The sequence below is a fragment of the Sphingomonas degradans genome (genome assembly GCF_053502645.1).
This window is the reverse complement of the sequence record NZ_CP177172.1, coordinates 3798742-3812383: the sequence shown is the minus strand read 5'-3', so window position 1 is coordinate 3812383 and position 13642 is coordinate 3798742. Positions and strand designations below refer to the sequence as shown.

Genomic DNA, 13642 nt, shown 5'->3' with positions numbered 1-13642 from the left:
AAGGGAAAATTCCCAATATACTTACCCGCGCTGATCAGAAATATACTGACGTTGACGTGCTCCCCTGATTGTTACCAGTCAGAGATAGAGTCCTGCTCCTTCATGATGGTTGGTTGACGTGATGGCAAAGTATCTGGAGGCATGCCCCCAGATACTTTGGTCGGCGATCTCGGCGGGGGTCTTCCCGCCGAGTTTCGAGTGTGGCCTGACGTGGTTGTAGTCGTGCCGTCAGGCGTCGAGCACGAAGCGGGCATGAGCCAGCGACGTGAACAGCGTCTCGTTGAAGCATTCGTCCCGCAGGCGCCCGTTGAAGCTCTCGACGAAGCCGTTCTGCATCGGCTTGCCGGGTGCGATGTAGTGCCACTCGACCCGCCGCTCCTACGACCAGCGCAGGATGGCTGACGAGGTCAGCTCGGTCCCGTTATCGCTGACCACCTTGTCCAGCTTGCCACGCAGCCCGATCAGCCGCGTCAGCTCCCGAGCGGCCCGCACGCCCGAAAGCGAAGTGTCGGCCATCAGCGCCAGACATTCCCGCGTGTAATTGTCGACCGCGCACAGGAGGCGGAACCGACGGCTGCAGGTCAGGGTGTCTGAGGCGAAGTCGATCGACCAGCGCTGGTTCGGTCTGTCCGGCAGCACCATGGGCGCCCTGGTGCCCAGAACCCGCTTGCGGCAACCACGGCGGCGAACCCGCAGGTTCTCCTCGCGATATATGCGCAGCAGCTTCTTGTGGTTGGGTGTCATGCCCTCGCGCACCAGCAGATAGTCTAGACTAGCCCCGGATACCTCCAGGCCGCCGAACTTGGCCTTGTAATTGTAGAAGGTCGCTCCGCTGAGCCAGTGACGGCGGCATGCCTCAGCCGTCGCCATCCCGGCCTCGTGCTCCTTCAAAATCGCGATGATCTGCTCTTCGCTGAACCTGCTGCGCTTCATTCCCGTCCGACTCCTTTGCGTCGGACTCTACTTGAAATCGGCCACATTTAAGGGGAACGCGCCACGAGTAGAATAAATTTGATTTTTATAAAATATATCCCCTAGTGTATCTGCAGTTGATGAAAATGCGGGGAGAATATGCGGCTACTCACGTCATATGAGCTTGATTTGGTGGCCGGGGGAACAGGCTCAACCGATGATTCGCAGCTCAACGGAAACGACGACTATAATGGTTCTTGGTATGGTGCCGGTAACAGCGGAGGTGGTGGCAACGGAGGTCACGGCGGCGGCTTTTGGCTTTTTGTACCAGTGGCGACGGCTGTTAACTGGTTTGAGTATGGAAGCACGTCTGGTTGGACTGGAAGCTGGGTGTATCAGCCATATGGCACCGGCGGCGGCCCGTCCGCCGGCATGGGCGCTCCCGCGCCCGGAGAGCCCAACAATCCGCCTGCAGAGCCACCCAAGATCAAGCTGGCAGGGTTTGAAAACTGCCCTGTCGATCAAAAGGCCGCTCAAGACGCTTTGTCTCTTCTTTATAGCGGCTCAGCGACGATGCGCGGGCTGATGGATTCGGCCGCAGCGAAGGGCGTTGGAATCGACATGATTAAGTATAATCCTAGCCAAGTTGGGGGCCAGTCTGGAGACAGGTTCATCTGGCAGGGAGATGGGCCTCACAACATCGAGTGGGATCCTTTCTTAGCCATTGAAGGAACTAATTCCAACGGTTCACACTACTCATTAAGCCCAGTTGAAGCGTTGGCGCATGAATTTGTGCATGCAGCCCATCTTGGAGAAGCAGATTGGCAGGGTGACGCCTCCGAGGCCAAAGTTATGGCGCTCGTTAATGCCATATCTGCTGAGCTTAATACTAATACCAGTAGTAATTTCAACACTAACCGAGACAATCATATCGGAAATCCATTTTGGGTTTCTACAATAACCCAAAGCACATTTGCTGCTACTCAGCGCCCAGACTGCCCAAATTGACCGTTAGGAATAGATCTGATGTTGAGTGAGTTTTTTTTACTTATCGCAGTCCAGACCGCGCCGGTAGGCTCAACGGGGGTGTGCCTTAAGGATGTCGGCGCAATCGCTACGGCAGAGCGCCTAGCGCAGCTACCTTCGGAGATTCAAGAAGACCTGAAGCTCATATCCCACAATAGCATGGGTGATAGCGATGGCCCCCTATTAAACACAGACTCCCCAAGTGATCGTGAAAGTAAATTTCCGACCGCCCGGTTTTTATTGGGCGTTCAGGTTAAAGATAAATGGTATATTCAGTTTGAGCAGGCGATGTCAGGAGTTAGAACGATTGGATATCGTCGCGACAATATGGGTAAATTCTATCGTGCGCCTTGGCAATATTTAGGTGGACCGGCGTGTGAGACCCTTAGGGCCATGGTAAGTGGCGTCCTTGGATTCGGCAACGTTAGCTTCTGAATTGAAACTATAAGTTTTATTTCGGAGGGTTTGAGTCTAAGATTCGATTGAATTATAGTTCCGGACGAAAGGGCGAGCGCGCAAATGGCGATGCGTTTTTCGCGTTTGACTGTGAACTCGTAGGCCGCCCGTGGCCAGGCGCTGCTCTGCTAGCTGAAAACTGGATCGTTTTCAGCTAGAGGGTACGGTTTCAGAGAGCCGCTTCCCGTTCTTGGGCCACCCAGCCGGGTGTCATCCAGCTTCTTCCGGCAGCGGCGGCCCATGTGCCGTTGACCGGTTCACCCGCGATATCGGCACCTTGGCGCCGGTCGCGCTGTGTGGCCTCACTCATTATAGTCTCTACGCCAAGCCGCGCATTTTCGGACCGCGTCGTCGGGGCTAATGAACCAGTGCTCGTTCAGGCACACTGCCCGGAACTTGCCGTTGAACGATTCGATGAACGCATTGGCGGACACCGAAGCTAACTTATCGGCGGCCTGAAAGCGGGGAGCAGGTCAAAAACGGTCCAAGAGACGGGCAGCACCTCAAGCGGCACGGGTATCGGCGCCCGACCGACACGAACGGGTTTGCGACCCCGGACACGAGCGCGCCACGCGGCAACAACAGGCAATGCGACCTCTGGCGTCGCGCCCGAGCGCGCGCCAGTGTGCGCTCCGCCGATCGCCCGCGTTCCGCTGCAGCCGGCACGTGCCGGCGCGCGTCAGCCGATCGTCATCCGAACGGACCGAGCCGCCGCAGAGCGACTCGGCGCCGCGCAGCGGTGTAGAGCGCGGTCACGCCGCAGGCGTGAGACGCCAGGGACCGCACAAAGCGCTAATCCGACCTTGCCGGCAGCTTGTTTCTGCACGCCAGCGTGCGCCAATCGAATGGCGCCGCTTGCACCCATGCCGCGCGGCTGATCCTGCTGCGAACAGACACAGGCAGCGCGAAGGATCGATGCATGTCCAACCGTCCGGAGCATGTGATCCGCCGCAAGGCGATGCGCACCCGTACCTGCCCCGGCCGCAGCATTCCTTTCGACCGCATTGCGGACAGCAGCCTCGCGAAAGCATCCCGTCGGCCACGCGATATATGCTCGCGGAAGACCGGCCTGGCCGAGCGCGCGATACCTTCGCTGCCGATGTTCCCGCCTCTGGCGGTCTGAGCCGATGTCTCGCGCACTCCAGCGCTTCTGTCGGTGCCGCTGATGGCGCCCCCAAGAACCTGCTCCGATCCGGACCTGATTGCGTTCGCCGAGGCCCTAGCGCGGGCTAATGTTTCCAGAGACATAGCCGCATTTCGCGCCAAAAAGGAGGGTTTCGGTGCGGACCGTCATCTACGCCCGCTTCAGCAGCGATAACCAGAATCCTCGCTCGGCCGAGGACCAGATTGCTGCCTGCCGCGCGCGCGCCGATCGCGAAGGCTGGCCGGTCATCGCCGTCTTCCAGGACGTCGCGACCTCGGGTGCCGCCGGCATCGGCGAGGATCAGCGCCCCGGCCTCAATTCCCTGCTGCGCCTGGTCGAAGGGGGCGGCATCGACCAGGTGCTCGCCGAATCCACCGATCGCGTCTCGCGCCATGTTGCCGATGCGCACATGATCCGCGAACGGCTGGAATTCGCCGGCGCCCGGCTGTTCACGCTGTTCGACGGCACGGTCACGCCGATCATCGGCCTGATCAAGGGCTTCACCGACTCCCAGTTCCGCACCGACCTCGCCGCGCGCAGCCGGCGCGGCCATATCGCCAACATCAACCGGGGCCGGGCATCCAGCGGCGTCGCCTATGGCTACCGCATCGCCAATCGGCTCGACGAGCGCGGCCAGCTCGTCGCCGGGCTTCGCGAAATCGATGCGGAGAGCGCCGAAGTGGTACGCAGGATCTTCCGCGCCTACGCAGCCGGTATCAGCCCGCGCGCCATCGCTACGTCTCTCAATGCAGAGGGGGTGCGCCCGCCCCGCGGCGGCGCGATCTGGCAGACGAGCACGATCCTCGGCCACAACAAGACCGGCTTCGGCATCCTTCGCAACCGCGTCTATCTCGGCAAGCTGGTCTATGGCCGCTCCAAATCGGCAATGCACCCGATGACGCGGCGCAAGCTGATGCGGCCCAATCCGGACCGGACGGCGATCGTCGAGCACGACGTGCCCGACCTGCGCATTATCGACGACGCGCTGTGGCAGCGGGTTCAGGATCGCATCGAAGCCAACCGGGGCATTCCCGCCGATCGGCAGCGTCGACCGAAGCACCTGCTGTCCGGTCTGGGCGAATGCGGCATCTGCGGCGGACCGTGGATCAAGATCAGCAGCCTCAACTGGGGATGCAGCCGCCACCGCCTGGGCAATGCCTGCACCAACAACCGCAGCATCGCGACGCGCCAATATGAGCGCCGCGTCCTCGCCGACCTCAAGGCCAACATGCTCGCCCCCGATGTGGTCGCCGCCTATGTCCGCGAATATCATCGCGACTTCGCACGCCAGTCCGCGACCCTTGCCCGCGATCGCGCGCACATTGCGCGCCAGCTCGGCGAGGCACAGCGCAAGGTGAAGCGCATGCTCGACGCCTTTGCGGATGGCGGCAGCGAGTTTGTCGAGATACGCGGCATGCTGGCTGCGGCGAAGGCGGATGCGGAACGGTTGACCCGCGCGCTTGCCAGCATCGACGCGATCCCGACGGTGCTGACCTTTCACCCGAGGCTGGACGAACAATATCGCCGGCAGGTCGAAGCGCTCGAGTCCGCACTGACGGAGCCGCATGCGGCCATTGAAGCGGTTCCGCAGGCCCGCCGTATGATCTCGCGGATCATCGTCACGCCAGCGGAGAAGCGGGGCGTGCAGTTGGAAGTGGTCCGCCAGGTCGACCAAGTGCTGGCGATCACGATGCAAGACTCCCATCAAATGCCGGGACCAAACAGCTATGGAGATGGTGGAAGTCTGGATGCCCCGATTGCATCGGCCGACGCCGCTCGTTGACGCGCTCCCCTCGGCCGGGAGAGCGGTGAAGGCTGGCGAGCCCGGCTATGCTCGACACCTGATCGTGATGGCGACGGAGTCGGGTGCGAGTGGCGGGGCGTGCGCGCTCGGCGACTTGGCCAGCTACGTGCTGCGTCGCCTTCGCCATACAAACCTCTTCCGCTCCTCGGCACGCTTGGTTGGCTTGCCGCGGGGAATCGGCGCTAGGCCCAGGAAGCCTGAGGCTGAACGTTCTAACCCGGAACGGTCCGGCATTTTGGTGGCAAAGCCACTCCAGCCCAGAATGAGAGGCTTAATAGCCCAACCGAGCTGAGGCGAGCCAACAGCGTACGCGTGGTCGCCCGAGCGGCGCCGGCTGGTGCATTTCCAGGCGTATCACGCTCCGACGACGATAGCTGCGGTTGATGGTCGCCGAAGCCGGCGGCCGTTCCCGGCCAAATCAAGCCGTTCCAACACTACGCCGGGCACGGCCGCTTACATCCGAACCGGTCATCGAGGTTCATTAGCCCTCGGGCAGCGGCTGGCCCAATCTCGGTAATGGCGGGCTTGGCGACGAGCACGCAAAAGTTGGCGATGATCAGGCTGCAGCTATGGCAGTCGCGCGGTTGCGTTACGTTCATTTGTCAGGGTCGGCCTTTGGGACAGCCCTGTTCAAGGTCGGATGATTATGCATGATTGGCCATGACCGCAGCGCATCGGCAAGGCCTTCTTCGCTATCTGGGCATTTGGACCGCGTGGCTGGCGGTCGCGGTGGTGACTGCGTTGCAGACCTATGCCGCGGGTTTTGCGGGCGGGCCCAAGCTCGCGCTGGGGCAGGCATTGGTCAATGGGCTGATCTGGTATTCGGCCTGGGCGGCACTGACGCCTGGGGTCGTGGGCGTGGCGCGCGCGTTCGCCGGCGAGCGGCGGCTGGGCAGGCTGCTTGCCATCCATCTGGCCTTCGGGCTCTTCTTCGCGGTGCTGCACGTGGTGGTCTACAGCGCCATCAACGCGATGCTCTATTTCCGCGCGCCCTGGGCGCCGTGGAGCAACGGGCTGCTGATCACGAAGCTCGCGACCAGCATCCACGTCCATCTGATGATCTACGCGCTTCTGGTCGCGATCGTGCTTGGCGCGCGCGCCTATAGGACGATGCGCGATCGCGAAGTAGCGGCGGCGCGGCTGGAGGCGCGGCTGGCGGAGGCGGAAACCGCGGCACTGCGTGCGCAGTTGCAGCCGCACTTCCTGTTCAACACGCTCAACGCCATCTCGGCACTGGTGCCCGACGATCCGATCGTGGCGCAGCGGCTGATCGCGCGGCTGGGCGATCTGCTGCGGCTGTCGATCGACCAGCACAGGGCGCAGCAGAGCGCGCTCGCCGATGAACTCGACTTCACCGACACCTATCTGGCGATCGAGGAAGCGCGCTTGGGCGAGCGGCTGCGCATCGTCCGCGACATCGCGCCCGAAATGCTGGACGTGCAGGTGCCTGCGCTGCTGCTCCAGCCCCTGGTGGAGAATGCGGTTCGCCACGGGATCGCACCGTCTGTCGAGGGCGGCACGCTGACGATCCAGGCCATTCCGATCGGCGACATGCTGGGGATCAGCATCGCCGACAACGGCAAGGGCGCGGGCGCGATTCGCGAGGGTGTCGGGCTCGGCAACGCACGGCTGCGGTTGCGCCAACTCTACGGCGAACGCCAGTCGCTCGAGATCGAGACAGCGCCGAGCGAAGGCTTTCGGGTCACCATCCTGGTGCCGCAGTGATCCGGACCCTGATCGTCGATGACGAGCCGCTCGCGCGCCGCGCAGTGCGCCAGTCGCTCGCCGCGTTCGGCGAGTTCAACGTGGTCGGCGAGGCGGAGCACGGGGCGGAAGCGGTGGCGGCAATCGACACGCTGCGACCCGAGCTGGTGTTCCTCGACGTGCAAATGCCCGAGATGGGCGGCTTCGGCGTGATCGAGGCGATCGGCGTGGATGCGATGCCGCTGGTCGTGTTCGTGACGGCGTTTGACGCCTATGCCGTGCGCGCATTCGAGGCGGAGGCGCTCGATTACCTGCTCAAGCCGTTCGATGACCAGCGCTTTGCCCGCGTAATCGCGCGGGTGCGGCGACAGATCGGCACGGGCGATCAGCATCGCCGCCTGCTCGGCGCGCAGGCCCGCCTGGTGGTGCGGGGCAATGGCGGCGCCCGGCTGATCCGGCTCGACGAGATCGACTGGATCGGCGCAGCGGGCGACTATGCCGAGGTCCATAGCCGGGGACGCGCGATGCTGCTCGATGAATCCCTGGCATCGCTCGAGGCGCGATTGCCAGGTGCGGAGTTCGCGCGCATCCATCGCTCGGCCATCGTCCGGCTTGATCGGCTCGCTGAAATTCTGCCCGGCACGCACGGCGACGGCATCGTGCGGCTGACGTGCGGTGCGGAACTGCGGTTCAGCCGGCGATACCGCAAGCCGATCGGCCTGTTCCTCGGGCGCTGATCCCGCTCGGCGACGTGCCGGTCCCGCCCGGCGAAACCCTGTTGCCTCGCCCCGCCCGACGGGCCTCCCTTCCCCCGCACCATGCGGGAGGACTGGCCGATGCGGTGGGGTTACAGATTGATAGCGGTGTTGCTCGCCATCATCCTCGGCGCGCCGGCGCAGGCACAAGGCAGGCTGGAGACCGGGCAGATCCGTTCGGAGAGCCTCGCCGTGAGCAAGATCGGCATTTCGCCGGTGCGCGATATCTCCATCTATCTGCCACCCGGCTACCGCGAGGCGGGCAAGCGATTCCCGGTCGTATATTTCCTCAACTATTTCTTCGAGGATCACCGTGAACCCTTCGCCGGCCACGGCGCCAAGACGTTGCTGGACAAGGCGATAGCGCAGGGTCTGATCGGCGACGTCATCGTCGTGACCGCCGACTTCACGACCCCGGCGGGCAGCGCGTGGTATGTGAACTCGCCGGTGACGGGCAATTGGGAAGATTTCATGGTGCGCGAGCTGGTGCCGCACATCGATGCAACCTACCGCACGCTCGCCACCCGGGATTCGCGTGGGATCGCTGGGGACGGCCCGGGGGGGTATGGCGCGATCCGCTTTGGCATGCGCCATCCCGAGGTTTTTGGCGCGGTCTACGGCATGCAGCCGGTGGCGACCGGTCCCGGTGCCCAGCCTACGCACAGCCGCCCGAACTTCGAGCGCATGGCGCGCGCGACATCGCTCGACGATCTGCGGGACGACGGCTTCTCGCTGATCTTCACGTCGATCTATCAGGCCTTTTCGCCGAATCCGAACCGGCCGCCGCTGTTCTTCGATCCACCGGCGCGGCGCTTGGACGGGCGCCTCGTGGTGGACAGCGACAAGATGGCGCGCTTTCAACAGGGTTTCGCGCTGACGGCCTTGCTGCCCGCCTATGCCGACAATCTCAAATCGCTGCGGGGCCTCAAGTTCGACTGGGGGCGTCAGGACACGCTGGTCGATCATGTATATGGCGCGCAGGCCTTCTCCAATCTCCTAACCGAATATGGCGTTCCGCACGAAGCCGAGGAGCATGGCGGCGGCTTTCGCGACCGGCATTGGGGCGAACAGGGGCGTTTCTACACCGATCTTCTCCCTTTCTTCGCGCGAACCCTGCTGTTCGGGCCGCCTGTGACGCCAAGCGAACGCGTCAACGCCGTGCACGCAAAGCTGCGCGAGGCGATACTCTCCAACGATGCCGCTGCGCGTGCCGGTCTCTACCGCGCCGACGCGTTGAGCATGCCCGAATATCAACCGGTGCTGCAGGGCACCCGCCAGATTGCCGCGTATCATCGCGTGATGCGCGAAAGGCGGCGGGTGCTCAGTTATGTGCCGGTCACAAGCGAAGTCTTCGACCTGGGCAACGCACTGGTTGAGATCGGAACCTTCACGATCAGCTGGTCCGATCGCCCCGACGAGGAGCGGGGAAAATACGCGCATGTCTGGGGCGTCGAGCGGGACGGCAGCCTCAGGCTGAAGGCCGACAGCTGGGGGTATTTCCGCCCACTGGCCGATCCCGCGGGCTTCTTCACCGCGATACCGGAGGCGCCGTCCTCGCCTGTCCCACCCGTCGCAGCGGACCGGCCTCTGAGCGAATTCCTGCGAGCACGTAACGACCGCGACGCCGAGGCGGTGCGTACCAAGGATGCAGAGGCGAAGCTCGTGGATTACACCGACGACGCCATTTTCATGCCCTTCGCCGATACGCCCAAACGAGGAATGGCCGAGATACGCCCCTATCTGATCGCCTATACCGCAGCAGGAAGCGGCGCGACCTTTCGCGACGTGCGGGTGTGGACCCTGGCGTTCGAGAATCACGGTCGGTGGGTAATCGAATATCCTAAATTCCGCGTCGAATGGACCGCGGCCGGCCAGTCGGGCATCGTCAAGGGGGGCGGCATCCGGCTATGGCAGCGCCAGGCCGACGGCGCGCTCAAGCTGCATCGCCAGATCGGAACACACGACTATGTCGCCCCTTCCCGCTGAGGCGGCGTCGCGGTCTTCTTGGTCAGCAATTGGCTTGGAGCAGGCATTTCGCTTTCAGACCGGGTTCGCTCGATCCAGAGGTCGAAGCCGCAAAAACCCGAAAAGGCTGCTCCCGCAAGAGGCTGAGATTGGGCGACGAGGTAGTGAGCGACGCCCCTTCCTACCAACGACCGGCAGCAGTCGACCAGAGCCGGTCGTTCGAACTCGCCGGATGAACGTCAGGTCTTGCCAAAAGCGGTCCCTCGCAGTCCGACGTTAACGTTGGCAAAGCGCCTGCCGTCACTCATTCAAGGCTTCCCAAGGAGTTCCGAAAGCCCGCATTTTGTTGGTAGAAGCAGGGCCGCATCTTCAACGCCACATTTGGCACTCTAGCGGCCGGCCTAGCCGTGCGCCGCCGCCAGCAGTTGCGCGGAGGCTTGGGTATCAAGTTTCCGTTTTTAGCGGCCTAATTCGGTATCGAGGTTGACGTCGCCTGCACTCGGTCGGTGCCCATTTGACGGACCTGCGCTTTGCTGCCAATTCATTTCGCAACTGCGAAAGGCGCTGGGGTGCGGATCGTCATTGTCGATGACAGCGGAGCCCGCGCATCGGTTCTCGAAGAGGGCCTGCGCGAGGCGGGTTATGACGACATCCATTTCGTGCCGCCGCGCGGGGCGTTTGTAGCCCGGATCGAGCGCATGGCGCCCGACGTCGTCCTGATGGATCTGGGCAGCCCGAGCCGCGATACCCTGGAGGAAATGCTGCTCGTTAGCCGAGCGCTGGCCAAGCCGATCGCGATGTTCGTGGACCAGTCCGACGACACGATGATCGGCGCGGCGATCGATGCGGGCGTCTCCGCCTATGTCGTGGACGGGTTGCGCAAGGATCGGGTGAAGCCGATCCTGGAGTTGGCGGTGCGGCGGTTCACGGCCTTTTCCCGCATGCAGAGCGAACTGGACGAGGCACGCACGGCGCTCGCCAACCGTAAGACGATCGATAAGGCGAAGGCGATTCTGATGGCACAGCGCGGACTGAACGAAGCCGATGCCTATGCGCTGCTGCGCTCGACGGCGATGAACCAGGGGCGGCGACTGGTCGACGTGGCGGAGGCACTGATTACGGCGAGCGCCATGCTCGGCGGAGGCGGGGCATGACGCCGATCCGCGCCGCCTTTCTGCCGCTCACCGACAGCGCCGTGCTGGTCGCCGCGCACGAAAAGGGGTTCGCCGAGGCGCGGGGCATCGATCTGGAACTGGTGCGGACGACCAGCTGGGCGACCCTGCGCGACCGGCTGGTCTATGGCCAGGTGCAGGCAGCGCAGATGCTGGCCCCGCTCGCCGTGGCGGTGACGCTCGGGTTGAGCCAGCAGCCGGCGGCCCTTTCCGCCCCGTTCAAGCTCAACAGCAACGGCAACATGCTGGTGATGTCGCAGGAATTCGCCGCCGCGCTGGAGCCGAACCTGCCCGCGCGGCTGGCCGATCCGCTGGGCACGGGGCATGACTTCGCCAGCGCGATCGGGCTGTTTCGCCGCAAGCCGATCATCGGTGTCGTCCACCGCTTTTCTGGCCATGCGCTGATGCTGCGATACTGGCTGGGCAGCGTCGGGATCGATCCGGACCGCGACGTGGTGCTGCGCGTGCTGCCGCCTTCGCTGACCGTCGAGGCGATGCGGCTGGGCGAGATTGACGGTTTCATCGCCGGCGATCCCTGGCCGGCGGCGGCGATCGCGCATGGGCTGGCCGAGGCGGTGGCGATCGGTGCGCGCATCTGGCAGCGCGGGGTAGAGAAGGTGCTGGCGCTGCGCACCGACTGGATGGAAGCGAACGCCGAGACGGTGGATCGACTGCTCGTCGCGCTGACCGAAGCCGCGCGGTGGTGCGAGGATCCGGCGAATCGCGAGGAATTGGCGGGGTTGCTGGCGCGCCCCGCCTATACCGGCGAGCCGATCGAGTTGATCGAGGCGGGGCTGGCGGGACACGTGATTCCGCGCGCCCAAGCTCCGGCAGTCGAGCAACCCGATTTTCTGCTGTTTCACCGCGAGGCAACCGGGTTTCCTTGGCGTAGCCAGGCGCTGTGGATTTATTCGCAGCTCGTCCGCTGGAAGCAGGCGGAGCCGAGCCCAGAGGCAGAGGCGGCGGCCGGCGCGGTGTTCCGGCCAGACATTTATCGCCGCGCGCTGGGCGCCAGTGGCGAAGCGATGCCGGGGGCGAGCATGAAGCTTGAAGGCGCGGTGACGGCGCCGATCGGCGTCGGTGCGCACCGCGGGGCACTCACGCTTGGGCCCGATCGGTTCTTCGACGGCCGTGTTTTCGATCCCGAGCGCCTGGACGCATATGTGGCGGGGTTCGTCGCAACGCGCGGCTGACGCGCGAGGGTATTTACCCATCTCAACTTCGCGCTTGCAGCAAATCTCGTTTCGGGCAATGATCCGGCGTCGCGCAAAGATGCGCGCCCATCGGGAGGGCACCCCAACGCCGGGGCAACCCTTCCCCTCTGAACGCAGCAAAGCCGCTGACCGGATTTCGCGCCACCGCGAACGTCCGGCGAGCGGCTTTTTTCTTGTCCTTTTCAGATCGGCATTGGGGAAGTCATCATGGCAACGGCATTTCTGGATCGACGCATGCACGAGTCCGTCAGCACGACAAACGACGGCAGTTTCTGGCGCAGCGGGCATTGGCCGACGCTGGTCGCCGCGTTCCTCTATTTCGACCTCGCCTTCATGGTCTGGGTGCTGCTCGGGCCGCTCGCACCCGACATCGCGAAGGCGCTGCATCTCACCGCCGCGCAAAAGGGGCTGATGGTGGCTACGCCGACGCTCGCTGGCGCCTTGCTGCGAGTCGTCAACGGGCTGCTGGTCGATCGCATCGGACCCAAGCGCTCGGGCGCGATCAGTCAGATCATCGTGATTGCGGGCCTGCTCGCGGCCTATCTTCTCGGCGTGAACAGCTTTGGCGGCACGCTGGCACTGGGCGTCATCCTGGGCTTTGCGGGCGCGAGCTTCGCGATCGCGCTGCCGCTCGCCAGCCGCTGGTATCCGCCCGAGCATCAGGGCAAGGCGATGGGGCTGGCCGGCATGGGCAATTCGGGCACCGTGCTCGCCGCGTTGTTCGCGCCCGCGCTGGCCAAGCTGTTCGGCTGGAACGCGGTGCTGGGGCTGGCGTGCATCCCGCTGGCAATCGTGTTCGTGCTCTACATGGCGATGGCAAAGGACGCGCCGAACGCGCCCGCGCCGAAATCGCTCGTCGAATATCTGCATCCGTTGAAGTCGGCAGACGCCTGGTGGCTGATGGGATTCTACGCCGTCACCTTCGGTGGGTTCGTCGGGCTGGCGGCGTCGCTTCCGATCTATTTCACCGACCAGTTCAAGCTGACCACTATCGTCGCGGGCTATTGCACCGCTGCGTGCGTATTCGCGGGATCGCTGGTGCGGCCGCTGGGCGGCGCACTTGCGGATCGGATCGGCGGCGTGAAGGCGCTGACGGGCGTGTTTCTGGTAGCCGCTGCCGCGCTGGCGGGGGTGAGCGTCGCGCCGACGCTGCCGGTTGCGCTTGGCTGTTTCGTCGTCGCGATGCTGGCGCTGGGTACCGGCAACGGTTCGGTGTTCCAGCTGGTGCCGCAGCGCTTCCAGGCCGAGATCGGTGTGATGACCGGTCTGGTCGGCATGGCCGGCGGCATCGGCGGGTTTTACCTCGCTTCCTCGCTGGGTGTTGCCAAGCAGCTTTCGGGGAGCTTTGCGCCGGGCTTCCTGATCTTTGCCGGGCTGGCGCTGCTCGCGCTGCTTGGCCTGATGCTGGTCAAGGCGTCGTGGCGCGCCCGCTGGACGAGCGGCGCGCGCATCTGATCGGAGAGCAGGGCGGCGCGACACGAATTGCGCCG

Annotated in this window: 10 protein-coding genes and 2 pseudogenes; 10 read left to right on the top strand and 2 right to left on the bottom strand. The window is 64.0% G+C overall.

Annotated features, from left to right (window positions below; genetic code table 11):
- Positions 1-78: 78 nt before the first annotated feature.
- A pseudogene (locus ACG3SL_RS17560) lies at positions 79-933 on the bottom strand (IS3 family transposase).
- 138 nt (positions 934-1071) lie between these two features.
- On the opposite strand from ACG3SL_RS17560, the gene ACG3SL_RS17555 reads away from it, so the two are divergent.
- Both ACG3SL_RS17555 and ACG3SL_RS17550 read left to right on the top strand, forming a co-directional pair.
- Entirely contained in the window at positions 1072-1920 is an 849-nt protein-coding gene (locus ACG3SL_RS17555) for a hypothetical protein (protein ID WP_448662453.1), read from the top strand.
- An 18-nt stretch (positions 1921-1938) separates the two neighbouring features.
- Entirely contained in the window at positions 1939-2373 is a 435-nt protein-coding gene (locus tag ACG3SL_RS17550) for a hypothetical protein (RefSeq protein WP_448662452.1), read from the top strand.
- 231 nt (positions 2374-2604) lie between these two features.
- On the opposite strand, the pseudogene ACG3SL_RS17545 reads toward ACG3SL_RS17550, so the two are convergent.
- A pseudogene (locus ACG3SL_RS17545) lies at positions 2605-2819 on the bottom strand (integrase core domain-containing protein); the annotation flags it as partial.
- Between the two features lie 494 nt (positions 2820-3313).
- Here ACG3SL_RS17545 and ACG3SL_RS17540 point away from each other — a divergent pair.
- The 8 genes from ACG3SL_RS17540 (at position 3314) to ACG3SL_RS17505 (ending at position 13607) form a co-directional block, all read left to right on the top strand.
- Positions 3314-3517 carry a hypothetical protein gene (locus ACG3SL_RS17540; protein WP_448662451.1) on the top strand — a complete coding sequence of 68 codons (204 nt, stop codon included), beginning with the start codon at positions 3314-3316 and terminating at the stop codon, positions 3515-3517.
- A 157-nt stretch (positions 3518-3674) separates the two neighbouring features.
- Positions 3675-5321 carry a recombinase family protein gene (locus tag ACG3SL_RS17535; RefSeq protein ID WP_448662450.1) on the top strand — a complete coding sequence of 549 codons (1647 nt, stop codon included), beginning with the start codon at positions 3675-3677 and terminating at the stop codon, positions 5319-5321.
- Between the two features lie 681 nt (positions 5322-6002).
- Entirely contained in the window at positions 6003-7067 is a 1065-nt protein-coding gene (locus ACG3SL_RS17530; RefSeq protein WP_448662449.1) for a sensor histidine kinase, read from the top strand.
- A complete protein-coding gene (locus ACG3SL_RS17525; RefSeq protein WP_448662448.1) occupies positions 7064-7783 on the top strand; it encodes a LytR/AlgR family response regulator transcription factor in 720 nt (239 codons plus the stop codon). The genes ACG3SL_RS17530 and ACG3SL_RS17525 overlap by 4 nt, the downstream gene beginning before the upstream one ends.
- Positions 7784-7864: 81 nt before the next feature.
- Positions 7865-9787 carry an alpha/beta hydrolase-fold protein gene (locus ACG3SL_RS17520; RefSeq protein WP_448662447.1) on the top strand — a complete coding sequence of 641 codons (1923 nt, stop codon included), beginning with the start codon at positions 7865-7867 and terminating at the stop codon, positions 9785-9787.
- Positions 9788-10335: 548 nt separating this feature from the next.
- The gene (locus ACG3SL_RS17515) at positions 10336-10920 is read left to right on the top strand and encodes an ANTAR domain-containing response regulator (protein WP_448662446.1); all 585 of its coding nucleotides are present in this window, start codon (positions 10336-10338) and stop codon (positions 10918-10920) included.
- Positions 10917-12131, top strand: a complete 1215-nt coding sequence (locus ACG3SL_RS17510; protein ID WP_448662445.1) for a CmpA/NrtA family ABC transporter substrate-binding protein — start codon at positions 10917-10919, stop codon at positions 12129-12131. Before ACG3SL_RS17515 ends, ACG3SL_RS17510 begins: the two co-directional genes overlap by 4 nt.
- A gap of 228 nt (positions 12132-12359) precedes the next feature.
- Entirely contained in the window at positions 12360-13607 is a 1248-nt protein-coding gene (locus ACG3SL_RS17505; protein ID WP_448662444.1) for a nitrate/nitrite transporter, read from the top strand.
- The last annotated feature ends 35 nt before the right edge of the window (positions 13608-13642 follow it).

Excerpts from the sequence above, each read along its gene's own strand:
- ACG3SL_RS17555 (WP_448662453.1), top strand. The coding sequence starts at position 1,072 with ATGCGGCTACTCACGTCATATGAGCTTGATTTGGTGGCCGGGGGAACA.
- ACG3SL_RS17550 (WP_448662452.1), top strand. The coding sequence starts at position 1,939 with ATGTTGAGTGAGTTTTTTTTACTTATCGCAGTCCAGACCGCGCCGGTA.
- ACG3SL_RS17540 (WP_448662451.1), top strand. The coding sequence starts at position 3,314 with ATGTCCAACCGTCCGGAGCATGTGATCCGCCGCAAGGCGATGCGCACC.
- ACG3SL_RS17530 (WP_448662449.1), top strand. The coding sequence starts at position 6,003 with ATGACCGCAGCGCATCGGCAAGGCCTTCTTCGCTATCTGGGCATTTGG.
- ACG3SL_RS17520 (WP_448662447.1), top strand. The coding sequence starts at position 7,865 with ATGCGGGAGGACTGGCCGATGCGGTGGGGTTACAGATTGATAGCGGTG.
- ACG3SL_RS17510 (WP_448662445.1), top strand. The coding sequence starts at position 10,917 with ATGACGCCGATCCGCGCCGCCTTTCTGCCGCTCACCGACAGCGCCGTG.
- ACG3SL_RS17505 (WP_448662444.1), top strand. The coding sequence starts at position 12,360 with ATGGCAACGGCATTTCTGGATCGACGCATGCACGAGTCCGTCAGCACG.